General features: G+C 67.3%; 13 protein-coding genes. 4 read left to right on the top strand and 9 right to left on the bottom strand.

Translation table 11 applies throughout. The annotated features are described in order from the left end of the window. Positions 1-30: 30 nt before the first annotated feature. Complete coding sequence (locus F8O08_RS03285) at positions 31-297, bottom strand: anti-sigma factor family protein (RefSeq protein ID WP_158038270.1); 267 nt, start codon at positions 295-297, stop codon at positions 31-33. Then, on the bottom strand, positions 294-1,025 hold the full coding sequence (locus tag F8O08_RS03280) for a sigma-70 family RNA polymerase sigma factor (protein WP_158038271.1): 732 nt from the start codon (positions 1,023-1,025) through the stop codon (positions 294-296). The genes F8O08_RS03285 and F8O08_RS03280 overlap by 4 nt, the downstream gene beginning before the upstream one ends. 102 nt (positions 1,026-1,127) lie before the next feature. On the opposite strand from F8O08_RS03280, the gene aroA reads away from it, so the two are divergent. From aroA to F8O08_RS03255, 4 genes are all read left to right on the top strand, one after another. Then, positions 1,128-2,576, top strand: a complete 1,449-nt coding sequence (gene aroA, locus F8O08_RS03275) for a 3-phosphoshikimate 1-carboxyvinyltransferase (protein WP_158042524.1) — start codon at positions 1,128-1,130, stop codon at positions 2,574-2,576. Between the two features lies 1 nt (position 2,577). Continuing rightward, entirely contained in the window at positions 2,578-3,783 is a 1,206-nt protein-coding gene (locus F8O08_RS03270; RefSeq protein WP_158042523.1) for a ribosome small subunit-dependent GTPase A, read from the top strand. A gap of 82 nt (positions 3,784-3,865) precedes the next feature. After that, on the top strand, positions 3,866-4,654 hold the full coding sequence (locus F8O08_RS03265; RefSeq protein WP_158038274.1) for an inositol monophosphatase family protein: 789 nt from the start codon (positions 3,866-3,868) through the stop codon (positions 4,652-4,654). 248 nt (positions 4,655-4,902) lie between these two features. Next, positions 4,903-6,066 (top strand): DUF4192 family protein, encoded by a 1,164-nt coding sequence (locus tag F8O08_RS03255; protein ID WP_192497702.1) that lies wholly within the window; start codon positions 4,903-4,905, stop codon positions 6,064-6,066. A 555-nt stretch (positions 6,067-6,621) separates the two neighbouring features. On the opposite strand, the gene F8O08_RS03250 is transcribed toward F8O08_RS03255, so the two are convergent. The 7 genes from F8O08_RS03250 to F8O08_RS03220 form a co-directional block, all read right to left on the bottom strand. Beyond that, the gene (locus F8O08_RS03250; protein ID WP_225733549.1) at positions 6,622-7,635 is read right to left on the bottom strand and encodes an NAD(P)H-hydrate dehydratase; all 1,014 of its coding nucleotides are present in this window, start codon (positions 7,633-7,635) and stop codon (positions 6,622-6,624) included. Beyond that, on the bottom strand, positions 7,632-8,975 hold the full coding sequence (locus F8O08_RS03245; protein ID WP_158042521.1) for a M18 family aminopeptidase: 1,344 nt from the start codon (positions 8,973-8,975) through the stop codon (positions 7,632-7,634). Before F8O08_RS03245 ends, F8O08_RS03250 begins: the two co-directional genes overlap by 4 nt. Before the next feature lie 2 nt (positions 8,976-8,977). Then, positions 8,978-11,353, bottom strand: a complete 2,376-nt coding sequence (gene ligA, locus F8O08_RS03240) for an NAD-dependent DNA ligase LigA (RefSeq protein ID WP_158042520.1) — start codon at positions 11,351-11,353, stop codon at positions 8,978-8,980. Further along, positions 11,350-12,492: a tRNA 2-thiouridine(34) synthase MnmA gene (gene mnmA / locus F8O08_RS03235; protein WP_158042519.1), complete on the bottom strand. Its 1,143-nt coding sequence runs from the start codon at positions 12,490-12,492 to the stop codon at positions 11,350-11,352. Before mnmA ends, ligA begins: the two co-directional genes overlap by 4 nt. Positions 12,493-12,649: 157 nt before the next feature. Further along, on the bottom strand, positions 12,650-13,849 hold the full coding sequence (locus F8O08_RS03230) for a cysteine desulfurase family protein (protein WP_225733548.1): 1,200 nt from the start codon (positions 13,847-13,849) through the stop codon (positions 12,650-12,652). Between the two features lie 2 nt (positions 13,850-13,851). Continuing rightward, positions 13,852-14,802, bottom strand: coding sequence for a tetratricopeptide repeat protein (locus F8O08_RS03225; RefSeq protein WP_158042518.1), 951 nt, complete (start codon positions 14,800-14,802; stop codon positions 13,852-13,854). Between the two features lies 1 nt (position 14,803). After that, positions 14,804-16,702, bottom strand: coding sequence for a hypothetical protein (locus tag F8O08_RS03220; RefSeq protein ID WP_158042517.1), 1,899 nt, complete (start codon positions 16,700-16,702; stop codon positions 14,804-14,806). Between the last annotated feature and the right edge of the window lie 17 nt (positions 16,703-16,719).

Below are 16,719 nucleotides of genomic sequence, written 5' to 3'. Positions count from 1 at the left end.
ACGCAGCGAGTCAGTCTTCGACGTACAGAATCAGTGTTCGGCGTGCAGGGTGCGCAGACGTGCCACCACCCGGCGCTTCAACGCCTCGGGAGCCTCTTCACGACACCCTCGTAGGATCACCTCGGTGAGCACCATGCTCACCTGGTGCTCGCTGGTGCACTCCGGGCAGGTGCGCATGTGTTCGTCGAAGACCCTCGCCTCATCGGCCGTGAGTTCGGCATGCACGTACTCTTCGATCTGTTCACGCACATGCTCGCACTCGGTGATCGCCGCATCGTTCTCGCTTTTGCGAATCATTTGTCGTTCACCGCCTTCTTCTTCGCCGTCGTGCTCTTCGCACGTGTCGACCGCTTGTTCGCCGCCGACTTGTCGCTGAGCCCGAGCTGCTTCGCATAGTCGGCAAGCTCGGTGCGCAGCAGCTTTCGACCGCGATGCAGGCGCGACATCACAGTGCCGATCGGGGTCTTCATCACGTCTGCGATCTCTTGGTACGAGAAGCCTTCGACGTCGGCCAGCAGCACCGCCAGCCGAAAGTCTTCGGGAAGGTTCTGCAGCGCCTCTTTCACCTGCGACTCGGGCATACGGTCAAGGGCCTCGATCTCGGCCGACCGCGAAGACGTCGCAGTCGCCGACTCGGCACCGCCCATCTGCCACTCTTCCAGAGCGTCGATGCTCTCAGTGCCTTTGGTGCGCTGCTTTTTGCGATACGTGTTGATGTACGTGTTGGTCAGAATGCGGTAGAGCCACGCTTTGAGATTGGTGCCCTGTCGAAACGATCCGAACGCCTGGAACGCCTTGGCATATGTCTCTTGCACGAGGTCTTGGGCGTCAGACGGGTTTCGAGTCATGCGCATCGCCACACCGTAGAGCTGGTCGATGAACGGCATGGCCTGCTGCTGAAACAGCTCGCGACGTTCGTCTGCCGACAGCCGTGTGACGTCGAGCGGAGCCTGCGTCGGCTCTTCGGGCAGCGGCTCAGGAGTCGAGCTCTGCGAACTTTCGTGATCGGTGGTCGGGGATGTCATCCTGCCCAAGTCTACCGGTCTCTCTGCGAGACATGTCGCTGTCAACGGATGCGTCCTCTCGCCTCGCCTGTGCAGTCACTGCTGCCGATACACTTAACAACGATGCAGATACGTGGCTATTCCAGAGACGGCGAGCGCGCCGCGACCGATGTCCCTCCCACACGACCATGGGTGGCCCCCACCTCGGCTGGCCCTGTGACCGGAACGGTGCGCATTCCCGGTTCGAAGTCGCTGACGAACCGCGAGCTGGTGCTGGCTGCTTTGGCCGACGCCCCCTCAGTGCTGCGAGCGCCGTTGCACTCCCGCGACAGTGCTCTGATGATCGAGGCGCTGCGACAGCTCGGCGCCCGCATCGAGCCGGTGGCGGATGCCCCGCGCGACCCCGCCTCCCCCGCTGCGTCCGCCTTCCTCACTGGTCTGCCGACCACGGCATCCGCTGCCGCCTCGACGGATCGCAGCGGCGACCTGCGCGTCACTCCGATCACCGACGTGCACGGCAGCGTCTCGATCGACTGCGGCCTGGCGGGCACGGTCATGCGCTTCGTGCCGCCGATCGCAGCGATGGCGATGGGGCCAGTCGGCTTCGACGGTGACCCGCACGCCCGGCAGCGGCCCATGCGGGCGATCATCGAGGCGCTGCGACAGCTCGGCGTCGACGTGGCCGACGACGGTCGCGGCGGCATGCCGTTCACCGTGCACGGCACCGGATCGGTGAGCGGTTCGCACATTCGCATCGACGCCTCTGCTTCGAGTCAGTTCGTCTCGGCTCTGCTGCTTGCGGCGCCCCGGTATCAGGGTGTCACGACGATCGAGCATGTGGGTGATCGCGTGCCCAGCCTGCCGCACATCGAGATGACGATCGCGACACTCGCCGAGCACGGGGTCACTGTCGAGCGACTGGGGCCCACCTGTTGGCGGGTGGCCGAGCAGCCGATCGCCGGAGCCGATGTGCGACTCGAGCCGGATCTCTCGAACGCGGCTCCTTTTCTGGCCGCGGCCCTGGTGACCGGCGGTCAGGTCTCGGTCGACGGCTGGCCCGCCAGCACCACACAGGTCGGGGCGCTGCTGCCCGAGCTCTTCGCTGCGTTCGGCGGTCGTTCCGAACTCGCAGAGGGTGTGCTGACGCTCAGCGGCAGCGGCGAACTGCATGGCGCCGATCTCGATCTCTCAGCAGCCGGCGAGCTGGCTCCGACCATCGCGGCAGTCGCGGCACTGGCTGACACACCGAGTCGGCTGCGCGGTATCGCGCATCTGCGCGGGCACGAAACCGATCGTCTCGCGGCGCTCGAGAACGACATCAACGGACTGGGCGGCCGGGCGAGACAGACCGACGACGGGCTGATCATCGAGCCTGCCGAGCTGCACGGGGGGTCGTGGCAGGCCTATGCCGATCATCGCATGGCCACGGCCGGCGCAGTGATCGGACTGCTGGTGACCGACGTCGAAGTTGACGACATCAACTCGACCGGCAAGACCCTGCCCGACTTCGCAGGAATGTGGTCGGAGCTGGTCGAACCTCCGAAGACCGACCTGCTGAGTCTGGGCATCTGAGATGACCTGGACAGAGAGCGACGCCGAAGAGCGCGGGCTGTGGGACGACTATGACGAGTCGGACGTGCGGGTGCGGCCGAACCCCAAGGCCAACCGTCCGCGCAGCAAGAGACGACCTGCGCACGACGACGCGCAGCAGGCCTTCGTCATCGCGGTCGATCGCGGTCGCTACCAGCTCGAGGTGGCATCCACCGGCCAGCCGGTCACTGCCGCCCGGGCACGCGAGCTGCGCCGCAAACAGATCGTGGTCGGCGATCGTGTGGCTGTGGTCGGCGATCTCAGCGGAGACGACGGCACGCTCGCCCGCATCGTGCGTGTCGAGCCGCGCACGACGGTGCTGCGGCGCAGTGCCGACGACATCGACTCAGTCGAACGTGTGGTGGTGGCCAACGCAGACCGGCTGATCATCGTGGTGGCCGCCGCGCAGCCGGATCCAAGCCTCGGATTTATCGATCGGTGCATCGTCGCCGCGCTCGACGCCGGCATCGTTCCCATCGTGGCCGTCACGAAGACCGACCTGGCGAGCGCCGCGCCGGTGCACGAGCATCTCGCGGGTCTCGATATCGAAGTGCTTGAGAGCCGTGCCGACCGCTTCGCGAGCGATGCTGTGATCGACGTCGCCCTCGGGCACATCGCGGTGCTGATCGGACACTCGGGCGTGGGCAAGTCCACGCTGCTGAACGCGGTGGTGCCCGAGGCCGATCGCGCGACCGGGCACGTCAACGCGGTGACCGGTCGAGGCCGGCACACGTCGTCGTCTGCGCTGGCCTGCCGAGTCGAGGCGGTCGCGGCGAATGCTGCGGATACCGCGGATACCGCGGATGTCGGAGCCGGTGAAGCCGGAGCCGGTGAAGCCGCTGCCCCAGGCCGCTCGAATCGCGGAGGCGGCTCGCGCGACTCGGCTGGCGAGCGCGACTCGGCGGTCGCCATGGCATCCCACGACGACGATCACGTCGCGGTCGACGCACGCCACGGGTGGCTCATCGACACACCGGGAGTGCGATCGTTCGGGCTCGGCCATGTGCAGGCCGATCGGGTGTTCCAGGCATTCCCAGATCTCGAGTCGCTGGTGCCGGTCGTCGCGCAGACTCCCATCGAGCAGCTCGACGCAGACGAGCTCGCAGCGGGGCTGCCCTCAGAGCTGCATCAGCGCGTGCATTCGCTGGTGCGGGTGCTGCGCAACCTGCACGATCGCCCGAAGTACTGACCGCGAGCCCTTCGACGGGTCGTCGGAACCTGTCGGCGTGCCGACAGCAGTGCGATTGAGCGGGCGCGGGTACCCTTGAGGCATGTCGTTCACGCTCGCGCAGGATCTCTCGTTCGCTCTCACTCTGGCTGATGCCGCCGATCAGGTGACCACCTCCCGTTTTCGCGTCACCGATCTCGACGTGCAGACCAAGTCCGATGACTCAGAGGTCACCGATGCCGATCTGGCGACCGAGCGCCGGCTGCGCGAGCTGGTCGCCGAGGAGCGCCCCGATGACACCGTCTACGGCGAGGAGTACGGCGGCGAGCGCCAACCCGGCCGGCAGTGGATCATCGACCCGATCGACGGCACTGGCAACTACTTTCGCGGTGTGCCGGTGTGGGCGACGCTGATCGCTCTGGTCGTCGACGGCGAGCCGGTCGTGGGCGTGGTGAGCGCTCCGCTGCTGGCGCGGCGCTGGTGGGCGGCGCAGGGTTCTGGAGCGTTCGGCGTCTTCGCAGACGGCGAGCCAGAGCGGCTGCAGGTGTCTGCGGTCGATCGGCTGAGCGACGGCTTCGTGAGCATCGGCAGCCTCGACCAGTGGGATCTGGTCGACCAGCGCGCCGAGGCGATCGCTCTGCTCGACGCGTCGCACCGGCATCGGATGTTCGGCGACTTTCTGCCGTACATGCTGGTCGCAGACGGTTCGGTGGATGTCGTGGCCGAGCCCGATCTGAAGCCGTACGACATGGCGGCGCTGGTTCCGATCATCACCGAGGCCGGGGGGCGGTTCAGCTCGACCGCGGGCGTTCCTGGCATTTGGGAGGGAGCTGCCCTCGCCACCAACGGTCGTGTGCATGACGAGGCTCTGCGTGTGCTGAACCCGCGCTGATCTGAGCTGCCCCCCTGCTCTCTGCCTGTCTGCTTGGCTGGCTGGCAGGGCTGGCTGCCTGCCTGGCTGGCCGCCTGGCTGCCTGGCTGGCTGGGCTGGCTGGCTGGGCTGGCTGCCTGCCTGGCTGGCTGGCTGCCTGGCGCAGACGCGCCGATGCCGTCTCTGCACAGATGCCAGGTGCCTCGCTGCCTGCTCACATCTGTCAGAATCGGGTCGCCCGTGTGTGCGTCTGCGGCGACGCTGAGGACATGAAAGTCACACTCAAACCGCAGGGTTCCGCGCAGTTTCTCGCCACGCTTCCGGCGCTCACCGGCTTCATCGCCCATGAGAGTCTCGTCGCCGTGTTCTTCTCTGGCAAACGCAGCATCGGCTCGTTTCGCCTCGATCTGCCCGCCGACGGCGATCTGGTCAGGGCTCGGGAGTTCGCCGATCTGGTGGTCGACACCCTCTGCCGGGTGCCCGGATGCACTGGGGTGGTTCCCGTGGTCTACTGCGACCGTGCCGTCGGCGACAGCACCAAGCTGCCCTATTCGTTGCTGTGGTCGCTGCTCGAAGAGTGTCTGTCTGATTCCGAGCTCGACGTGCTTGACGCCTGCTGTGTCGCGGGCGACGGTTGGGGCAGCTATCTCGATGCCGATCTGCCGGCCGGTGGCAGAGACCTCGCTGAGATCGAGCAGAACCCGATGCGCCTCGACGCCATGATGGCCGTCGAGCGCGAGATCGTCGATCTCGAAGCGATGTCCGAACTGCCGCCCCGTGACACAGCTCTCGCTGCAGAGACGTCGAAGGCACTCGCGGAACGCCTCGACGGGCTGCCCGAGAGCCTCCGGCTGCACGAGACGATTCAGACCCTCGGCCTCGATCTCGAAGCGCTTATTCGGCACGCCTCGCTCGGCGTCCCGCCCCCAGGTTCTGATCGCACCGAACCGGTCGACCGACTGCTTGATTTCTGCACCGTCGCCCGCCTCGACATCGTGCGCGAGATCTTCCTGGTGGGTCTGGCGTTCGGCCCCGAGGCGCTGGGGCTGGCCGCTCAGGAGTCACAGCACACGCGTGTTCGTCACACGAACCTGGCCTCCGTCGCGTATCGACTGAAGAACACGCTGACCGAACTCGTGCTGCGTGGTGTCCCTGCGGCCCCACCCGACCGCGAGCGAATGCGGTCTGCTGTGCATGTGCTGCAGCGCTGCTGCGCAGCAGCCGATCCCGCAGTGCGTGCAGATCTCGCTGCGATGATGGCATGGCTCTGGTGGGCGATCGGCATCGGCAGTGTGGCCGAACGGCTGCTCGTGCAGGTGCTCGACCATGACCCTGACCATGGCTTGGCCGGCGTCTTCGCCGACCTCTGCTGCGGATTCGGCGCGCCAGCCTGGCTCGTTGAGCAGAGCTCGACTGCAGAGTCAGCCGTGTAAGGGCGCAGCTCTCGCCGGGCCTACCGCCATGCCTGGCCCACCCACTGGCCCGGCCTGCTCCGGCTTGGCCCTGCCCGGCTTGGCCCGGCCCGCTCCGGCTTGGTCCAGCCCGGACCGGCTTGGCCCTGCCCGGTCCGGCTTCGCTCAGCTTGCCCCAGCAGCATCCGCCCACACACCGTTGGCACCGCGCCACCGTCACATCACCCGGCATACCTCAGCGGCCACACGGCCATCCCCACCGACCCGCGGAGATCTGACGTTGCCCCATCGAGATCCGCCATCGAGACATGGGAAATGTCCCCCACCGCCATCGAGACATGCCAAGTTCCATGTCTCGACGGCCGAGAGCAGCATTTACCATGTCTCGACGGTCGAGAGCAGCATTTGCCATGCCTCAATCAGAAAGGAGAGGAGGCTGGCCCTGGGAAGGGTGTGGCACACGAGGCAGAGCGCTCAGGCAGGCTGCACTGAGACAGGTCTTGGCCAGCCAGGCCATGTCGCGATGACCTATGGGGGCAGTCAAGGCCGTGGTCTGACAGACCTTGGCCAGGCAGGTCAGTGCGACACAACGGGATTCGGTGTGATCGACCGTACGGCCTCGGGCAGTGCTGCCGCAAGCTGCAGAGCTGTGAACGGCCCCTGCGCCAGCTGACCCGCACGGCCGTGCAGCCACGCACCGGAGGCTGCAACGCTGACGAGAGCGTCCAATGTCGGAGCCTCGGCGCGGGCAGCCAGCAGCGCTCCCACGACACCGGTCAGAACGTCGCCGGTGCCTGCGGTCGCGTGCCACGGCGTGCCGGTCGTCACCAGCGCAGTCTGAGTGCCGTCGGAGACCACTGTGTGCGCGCCTTTGAGCAGGACGACTGAACCCGTTCGCTCGGCCAGCGCGGCAGCCGCTTCGACGTGACGCTCCACTGCATCCGCCGAGCGACCCGGGGCAGCGGCCTGAGAAGGGTCCAAGGCAGCGCCGGAAGGATCCAAAGAGGCACCGCGCAGGCTCACACCGCTGCCAGACTGCTCCGCATCAGCAAGCTCGTCGAGCGCGACGTCGACACCGAGGCGCTTCGCCAGACGGCGGAACTCCCCCAGATGCGGCGTCAGAATCCACCGGTGCTCATGGTCGAGGGCAGCCTCGTCGATGGCTGCGAGCGCACCCGCATCGACCACGGTCGGCACACCGCTGATCAGCAGATCGTGCACTCGACGAAAGAGCTCCGGGTCGCCAGCCTCGGCGCTCACCTCGGGCAGACCGCTGCCGACGGCGAAGGCATCGGTACGCCCCTCCGTCGTCACCGCCTCAGGCGCGAAGTCGAGCACTCGGTCGCGCACGCTGTCATCGCCCAGCCAGCGGAGCATCCCCAAACCGGTGTGCAGCGCGCCGGCGGTGCTCAGCACGGCCGCGCCCGGAAACTGCGGCGAACCGGTCATCAGCCCGAGCACGCCACGAGAGTACTTGTGATCGTTCGCATGCGGCCAGCGGTAGGTCACGGCGGTGTCGACGGCCGTCCAGAGACGCGGCCTGGTCAGTGCGCGCGCAAGCTCGGTGGCGGGAGTGGTCTTGTCGTTCATGCGTTTCGCTCCTCGGCCGCCAGCATGAAGGTCGCGATCAGCTGCGACAGCGCCCGGAGGTCGCCGAGATGCACCTGTTCGCGTACAGAGTGCATCGAGAGCAGCCCCACACCGACGTCGACCGTGCGCAGACCCAGACGTGTCGCCGTGATGGGCCCGATCGTGCTGCCGCATGGCACGTCGTTGTTCGAGACGAAGGTCTGCACCGCGACTCCGGCGGCCTCGGCCAAGCCGTGCCACAGTGCCTCGCCGGCGCCGTCAGTGGCATACCGCTGCTGAGCGTTGACTTTGAGCAGCGGGCCCCGGCCGGGCCTCGGCAGGTGCTCTGGATCGTGCTTGCCCACATGGTTCGGGTGCACGAGGTGCCCGGCATCGCTCGACAGCACCCAGGAGTCGGCCCAAGACTGCAGCCGCTGGCCAGTGGTCGCTCCGCGGCCTTCGGCGATGCGCAGCAGCACTTCTTCGAGAAACGGCCCCGCGGCGCCAGAGCGCGTGGCCGATCCGACCTCTTCATGATCGAACGCGGCGAAGACGCTGATGTGTTCACTGGTCGCAACCAGACGCTCGCCCCTGCTGCCTCCGGCCACAGCGGCAAGCGCTGCCAGAGCCGCGTAGACCGACGTCAGGTTGTCGAGCCGACCGGCGGCGAGGAACTCTTCATGCATACCGAGCAGCGCTGCAGGCTGTGTGTCGGTGAGGAACAGATCGGCACCCGTGACGTCGCCTGGCTCCAGGCCCGCACGAGCCGCGACGTACCCGATCAGATTAGCGTCGCTGCCATCGCTGCCGTCGACGGCATCAACGGCCCCGATCACCGGCGCGGTCTCTCGCTGTCGCCCTATCGTATGATCGCTGTTCGCGCCTCGGTCGAGGTGAATCGCCAGATTCGGGATGCGCGCAATGGCCCCGGTGCGCACCAGATGGGCCCTCCCCGATCGGTCGAAGACCCTGCCTGCGACCGCCAGATCACGGTCGAACCAGGTGCTGAGCAGCGGCCCACCGTAGATCTCGACGCCGGCCTGCTGCCACCCCTGTGTGACGAAGTCTGGCGTCGGCTTCAGCCGGAACCCCGGTGAGTCGGTATGCGCGCCGATCACACGCAGCGGCGTCGTCGCGATAGCCCCTTCGGGCACGACCCACGCGATCACCGCACCGTCGCGCACCACCACGTAGCGTCCGGCTTCGCTCGGCCACTGGTCGCGCTCGTCGAGTCGGGTGAATGCTGCAGCCGTCAGCCGTGCGGCGACGGTCTCAGCCGCATGATACGAGGTCGGGCTGTGCGCCAGAAAGGTGCGAAACCCGTCAGCGAACGCGGTTCGTGCGGAGTCTTGATCGCTCATTGTCAGCTCTTCTCATTCTCAGCGGGGATCGTCAGCTCGCGTTCACCGGAGCGATGGGCTCCCTGCCCCTCAGCCCCTTGCGGCGCACTGGTGTCAGTGGACAGAGTGTCGCCGCCCGACTCGATCTCGCCGACCACCGTCGCAGGATCATGCAGAAAGTCACCGAACCGTTCAGCCGGAATCATCGGGATGCCCAGCTTCTCGGCCTTGGCGAGCTTGCTGCCCGCGCCGCTGCCGAACACGACTGCGTAGGTCTTCTTCGACACACTGGATGCCGCACGAGCGCCGAGCGCGATCACGGCTTCTTCAGCCTCCTCGCGGGTGTATCCCGGGACGGTTCCGGTGACGACCACGCTGCGACCGGCCAGAGGCGCCTCGGAGTCGACGTCGGCATCCCCATGCGGCCCAGGGTGCCCGGGGGTCGCCCACTGCACGCCAGCCGCCCGCCACCGCTCGACGATGTCGATGTGCCAGTCGATCGTGAACCAGTCGCGAATCGCCTCGGCGATGATCGGACCCACGCCGTCGACTGCGGCCAGCTCGTCGGTCTCGGCGGCGCAGATCGCATCGAGCGACCCGAAGTGCCCCGCGACCGCACGGGCAGCGACAGGCCCGACGTGGCGAATGTTCAGGGCCACGAGAAGTCTCCACAGTGGCCGGGTCTTGGCCTCGTCGATGTTCGCGAGCATCTTGTGCGCGAGTTCGCTGGGCACCGAATGCTCGTCGCCGCTGAACGCCGCCTCGTCGGGCCCCGCCCATTCGCCGTCGCTCTTGCGACGCTGACGTCTGAACGGCGCTCGGATGTCGGGCTCGCCTTCGTCGGTCTGCTTCGGCAGTCCCGTCTCGGGGTCGGTCACCTCGACACGCACCGGAAAGATATCGGCCAGCGTCAGATCGAACAGTCTCGCCTCGGTCGTCAGCGGCGGCGCGGTGGGCGCCAGCGGATGCGTCAGAGCGATCGAGGCGACTTCGCCGAGGCCTTCGATGTCGAGTGCGGCTCGCGATGCGAGATACTCGAGGCGACCCGCCACCTGCGCCGGGCACGACTGCGTGTTCGGGCAGCGTACGTCGATCTCGCCGGGCTTCGACGGGGCCAGCACCGCACCGCACTCCGGACAGTGCTCAGGCATCACGAAGGCCCGTTCATCTCCGGTGCGCAGCTCCACCACCGGCCCGAGAATCTCGGGAATCACATCGCCGGCCTTGCGCAGCACCACGGTGTCACCGATCAGCACGCCCTTGGCCTTGACGATCTCTTGGTTGTGCAGCGTCGCCTGACGCACCGTCGAGCCCGCGACGTGCACGGCTTCGACCACCGCATAGGGCGTCACCCGGCCGGTGCGTCCGACGCCCACACGAATGTCGACGAGCTTCGTGTTCACCTGCTCGGGCGGGTATTTGCAGGCGATCGCCCAGCGCGGCGCCCGACTGGTCGCTCCAAGTTCGTCGTGCAGTGCGAGCTCGTCGACCTTGACCACGACGCCGTCGATCTCGTGCTCGATCTCGGCACGGTGCTGCCCGTTGAACGCGATGAACTCGTGCACCTGGTCGATCGAGGTGAGCAGTCGGTTGTGCGTCGAGACCGGCAGACCCCACGAGCGAAACAGGTCGTAGATCTCGGACTGGCTGGCCACAGGCGGGTCGGGCCAGGCGCCGAGTCCGTGCACGAGCACGGTCAGCGGGCGGGCCGCAGTGACTCGTGGGTCTTTCTGCCGCAGCGAGCCGCTCGCCGCATTGCGCGGGTTCGCGAAAGTCTTCTTACCGGCGTCGGCCAGGCTGGCGTTGAGCGCATGGAAGTCGGCGACGCGGAAGAACACCTCGCCGCGCACTTCGACCAGCGGCGGATGCCCTGTGCCGGCGAGCTGGAACGGCACCGCATCAATCGTGCGTACGTTCTCGGTGACGTCTTCGCCGACGACACCGTCGCCGCGCGTGGCAGCGCTGACCAGTCGACCGTGCTCGTAACGCAGATTGATGGCGAGACCGTCGATCTTCAGCTCGGTCAGGTAGTGAAAGGCACGCCCGGCCAGACGCCTCTCGGTGCGCATGATCCATTCGTCGAGCTCGCCGATGCTGAACACGTCGTCGAGGCTCAGCATGCGTTCGGCGTGCGTGACCGGGGCGAAGCTCGACCCGTCGGGGCGCCCGCCCACGGTCAACGTCGGGGAATCCTGACTCTGCAGATCGGGAAACTGCTGTTCGACAGCGGCCAGCTCGATCTGCAGCTGGTCGTACTCTTCGTCGCTGACCAGCGAGGTGTTGCGTTCGTAGTAGGCGTCGCGCAGTTCGAGGATGCGATCGGTGAGCTCGCGCACCAGCTGTGCGGCGTCTTCGTGAGTCAGCCGGGCGATCTGCGCGTCGTCGAGCGGGGCGCTCATGATGCCAGGGCCTGGTTGGAGAGCTGAGCGCCGTCAGACGAGAGTGTGTCGGCCGCGACGGAGCGGTCGATGGTGAACTGGCCCAGCACGCGCTCGCCCAGATACAGCACCGCCGACTGCCCGGGGGCGACACCCATCAGCGGGTCACGCAGCGTGACGACGGTCTCACCGTCGACGATGCGCACTCGCGCCGGAACCGGGTCGCCGTGCGCACGAACCTGCACCATGATGTCGAGACCAGAGTGCACCTCGGCCGGAGGCTCCCCGGCCCACGACTGACGGCGTCCGCCGATCTCGCAGACGGCGAGCGCCTCATGCGGCCCCACGACGACCTCATGCGTGACGGGGCGCACCTCGAGCACATACCGTGGGCGACCGTCGGGAGCCGGCCGGCCGATGTGCAGACCGCGACGCTGCCCCACCGTGAAGGTGTGCGCACCTTCGTGATGCCCCAGCACCTCACCAGAGCGGTCGACGATGTCGCCGGGGGCGGTGCCGACCTTGTCTTCGAGCCAGCCGGCGGTGTCACCGTCTGAGATGAAGCAGATGTCGTAGCTGTCGGGTTTGCTCGCCGTCTCGAGCCCGCGACGGGCCGCCTCGGCACGCACCAGGTCTTTGGACGGCGTGTCGCCGAGCGGAAACAGCGCGTGCTCGAGCTGGGCGCCGGTCAGCACGCCGAGCACATACGACTGGTCTTTGGCCCAGGCGGCCGCACGGTGCAGCTCTCGGCGGCCGTCGGCCGCTGTCACGATCTTGGCGTAGTGCCCCGTGCACACCGCGTCGAAGCCGAGGGCGAGCGCCTTCTCGAGCAGCGCCGCGAACTTGATGCGCTCGTTGCAGCGCAGGCAGGGGTTGGGGGTGCGCCCTGCCGAGTACTCGCTGATGAAGTCGTCGACGACGTCTTCTTTGAACCTCTCGGAGAAATCCCACACGTAGAACGGGATGCCCAGCCGTGCGCACACCCGCTGCGCATCGGTGGCGTCTTCGACGGTGCAGCACCCCCGAGAGCCGGTGCGCAGCGTGCCCGGCATGCGTGAGAGCGCCAGATGCACGCCGACCACGTCGTGGCCGGCTTCGACCATGCGCGCGGCCGCGACCGAGGAATCTACCCCACCGCTCATCGCCGCTAGTACCCGCATGTTCGCTCCTTCGTTGTCTGGGATTCGCCTGCCGGCACGGGTCACGTGCGATCGACATCGTTCCGTGTCGTCAGCAGGCCTCTGACGTCGTTCCAGTGTAGCCGCGAGCGCCGACATCGCATGCGCCTGGAGACGCGCACTCTCGGCCTTCGCGAGATCAGTAGATTGTGGGCGCGTTCGCGCTCATGCCAGCCTGACGCGCTCGCCGATAGACCTCGGGCAGCACCTCGAGCACGGAATCCACATCATCTTCGCCGGTGTCTTCGCCCAGAGTGAACCGCAGGGCCGAGCGGGAGTCCTGCTCGTCGAACCCCATAGCCTCGAGCACGTGGCTCGGCTGGGGTATGCCCGCGGTACACGCCGATCCCGTCGACGCGCGCACTCCGGCCGCATCGAGCAGAAACAGCAGCGAGTCTCCTTCGCAGCCGGGAAACACGGCATGCACGTTGCCGGGCAGCCGCTGATCGCCACGGGCGCCGGTCACGATCGCCTCGGGCACTGCGCGGCGGATGCCGAGGATCAGTCGGTCGCGCAGCTCGGCGAGCCGGCTGGCGTGGGCGGAGAGCCGGCCGACGACGTGCTCGGCGGCGACTCCGAAGGCGGCGATCGACGGGGTGTCCAGTGTTCCGCTGCGCAGACGGCGTTCCTGACCGCCCCCGTGCAGCAGCGGCACCGGCGTCACATCGCGGCGCAGCACGAGCGCTCCAGTGCCCAGGGGCCCGCCGATCTTGTGCGCCGAAACGCTCATGGCCGCGATGCCGAGTTCGTGGAAGTCGAGAGGCACCTGCCCGTAGGCGGCCACCGCATCGACGTGCACGGGAATGTCGTGTGCACGGGCGATCTCAGCGATCTCACCCAGTGGCTGCAGCGTGCCGACCTCGTTGTTCGCGGCGATGACGCTGATCAGAGCGACGCGTGCACCCTCAGCGTCGACCAGCTCTCGCAGAACGGTCAGGTCGATGCGTGCCTCTCGGTCGACCGGGATGCGTCTGACCCGCGCGCCCTGCGTCTGCTCAAGCCAGCGTGCAGAGGCCTCAGTCGCATGGTGTTCTGCCTCGGCAATGACCACGAGCGGACGGCGCCCGTCTGCCTCACGCCACCAGTAGATGCCTTTCACCGCCTGGTTGATCGACTCGGTGCCGCCGGCGGTGAAGACGATCTCGGCGGGGTCGGCGCCGAGCGACGCCGCGACCCGAGCACGCCCCTGTTCGACGAGCGCGCGCGAATGCTGGCCGGCGGTGTGCACAGCAGAGGCGTTGCCCACCACCTGCGCCGCATGCACATAGGCGTCGAGTGCCGCGGGCAGCATCGGGGCGGTTGCTGCGTTGTCGAGGTACGAGGCGTGCGAGTCGGTCACGTTCAGAACAGCAGGCTGGCGAGCCTGGTGCGTGCGGCGTTGACCCGAGGATCGGTGTTGCCGGTCAGCTCGAACAGCCCGATCAGCCGCTGCTGCAGCGGCGTGCGATCGTCGGGGTTCGCCCAGAGGGCTGGCTGCAGCAGCACGTCGAAGGCCTTCTCGGGATCTCCGGCGAGCCATGCTCGGTCTGCCTGCTCAAGTGCGCTGCTGAGCTCGGCATCGTCGACGCTCTGCGCTTCAGGGGTGCCCTGATCGACCTGTTCGAGACGTGCGCGCAGGTGAGACAGCAGCAGACCGTGGCGAGCGAACTCGTCTTTCGGCGACTCGTCGAGAATGCGCTGGAACGCATGCGAGGCGTCGGCAAGGCGGCCCTCGTCGAGTGCCTGCTGGGCGGCGACCTGCTGCGGGGTCAGCTTCGGCTCTTCAGGCTCTGCGTCGTCGTCGCTCGGAACTTCGACGACCTCGGTGACCCCCTGCTGCTCGGCGACCTGCAGCACCTGCGAGATGACGGGCTCGATCTGGGCGCGATCGGCGAGGCCCTCGAAGAGCGGCACCGGCTGGCCGGCGATCAGAGCGAGCGTGGTCGGCAGTGTGCGCACGCGCAGAGCCTGAGCGATCTGCGGATGCTGCTGTGCGTCGACGATGCCGAGCAGCAGCCGCCCCTGCTGGGCGACGACCAGCTCGGTGAGCGTATCGACCAGCGGCTGATCCTGTGGTGTTCCGGAGACGAGTGCGAGCAGCAGCGGAGTGCGCGTCGAACGCTGAACGCTCTCGCCGAAGGTCTGCTCGTCGAGCCTGGTCACCAGCGCAGCACCTGCTGATCCGGCTGGGCTGCTCGAAGCGGCACCATTTGTCGCGTTCGGGCCCGATGCCGCCCCCAGATCGATGGCTCCGTGTGCGTCGGGAACTCCCGTCACACCCGTTGAAGCGTTCGGCACATCATGTGCGCTCATGTCACAGCTCCTTGATTGATTCCTGCTGCCACGTGTAGCCGACCAGTGTCGCCTTCTGCGTGGCGTCTTTCGGCACTCGGAAGACCAGCATCGTGCTGTACACGCGCTGGAGGCCTTTACTCGTCTCGTTCGAGCCGATCACGGCGCTGTCTGCTGCCGTGAGGTCTTTGATCACGCCGTTCTCTTTGGCGGGCTTGACCTCCCACGTCTCATTGACGCTGACGAACACGAGACCGTCGCCGTCGGCGGTGGTCAGTGCCACGGGGGCCGAAGCACCCGGCGGGTAGGTCACGTTCAGCTGACCGTCCTGGCCGAGGTTCTCGCGCTGCTGCGTGACTTTCTCACGACGACGCTGCAGATACTGGTCGTTGGCGATGTCGAACTGTGCTGCGAACTGGCTGGAGTCGCCGTTGGCCAGCAGATCTGCATAGTGTTCGCCGACGACTCCGGGGGCGATCGCGAGGTCGCTGCTGTCGTTCGCAATCACCTGCGAACCGACCAACTCGCTGGGCAGGTCAGGAATCGGCGGGATCGGATTGTTGATCACCGTCTTCAGCTTGTAGTTGTCGCGGGCTGTCTCCTGCTGCAGCAGCAGCAGCCGCTTGGGCTGCCCCTCTGCCTGATCGTCCTGAACTCCGACCAGCACCGTGCGAGGGAAGTCTTTGCCGGACTGCGGCAGGAACACGTTCATGGGCGACGAGACGATCGGATCGATCGCCGGTTCGTCGGCGAACTTCGACTTGATCGCGTAATAGCCCTGTCGTGCGGCGAGAGCCTCACCCGTGAACCTGCCGTTCAGCATGTTCGGGTCGAGGGCGGCATCGGCCTGGCTGGCGGTCGTCGCAACCTGGTCGAGGATGGTCTGGAAGTGCGCCTTGAGCACGGGAGTCGCGGACTGGTCGTTGTCTGCGGGCGCTTCGGAGCCGGCAGAGCTCGGCGATGCCTGATCCGGCTGGGTGCAGCCGGTCAGTGCCAGCACGCCGGCGACGCCGAAGACGAAGAGCCCGCGCAGCGGCCTCTTGCCTCGGTTTGAGCGGCCCAGGCTGGAGCGACTCTTGGCGCCCTCCGCTGCCGTGTCGGGCTCCTTCGACGTGGCGTCTTTCGCGGCTCCGGAGGCGGCTCCCGACTTGGGCGCCGCAGCGTCAGGTCGGCTCTCGTCTGAGGGCTTCGTGGCGGAGGACCCGTCGCTCGACGGCTTGGCCGGCACGACGGGAGCCTTGCCCGCCTCGGTCTCGTAGTCATCGCCCGGCACGACGCCGCTCTTCAACGACTTCGTGTCTTCCGAGGCGAGACGTTTGCCGCGGTGCGTGCGGCGACGTGGGCCGCGGCGGTTCGCGATGCGATCGATCAGCAGCAGCACGAACCCGCCGAGCAGCAGCACATAGCCGATGATCTGCAATGGCCGCACCCATGGCGTCGGGTTCACGTTCGGCCAGCTGATGCTGATCTCGGTCGGTGCCGGATGCTCTCCGTCTGATGCGATCAGCAGCGAGGACGTCTGCACCGAGTCGACCTCGAGTCGAAGCTGGCCGTCTGCGCTCTGTTCGGTCGTCCAGAGATCGGAGCCTGCCGGGTTCGGCACAGTCTGCTCTGTTCCCCCAGTGGTCACACCGAGGTCGCGATCCGCTGCGGTGATGCGGTTGACCGATGCGTCGGCGACCCACGCATCCACGTCAGAGGAGGGCCCGGCTGCTGCGAAGACACGCTGCGGGCCGGTGACGACCACAGTGGCCTTGCCGTCGTGCTGTGCGAGGGCTGAACCATCGATGACGGCGACCGGTGCAGAGGCGGTGCCCTGTGTGGCGGTATCGACTGATTCGACGATCTCAGCCGGCGGGCGCCAGATGGTCTGCTGGCCGAAGCCGACGATCAGTGCCAGGGCCGCGATGGCGAAAAGCACGACGGCGGTATAAAAGC

The sequence above is a fragment of the Pseudoclavibacter sp. CFCC 13611 genome (genome assembly GCF_008831225.1).
Classification (GTDB): domain Bacteria; phylum Actinomycetota; class Actinomycetes; order Actinomycetales; family Microbacteriaceae; genus Pseudoclavibacter_A.
Note: the sequence above shows the minus strand (reverse complement) of the source record. Positions and strands in the feature narration are given on the sequence as shown.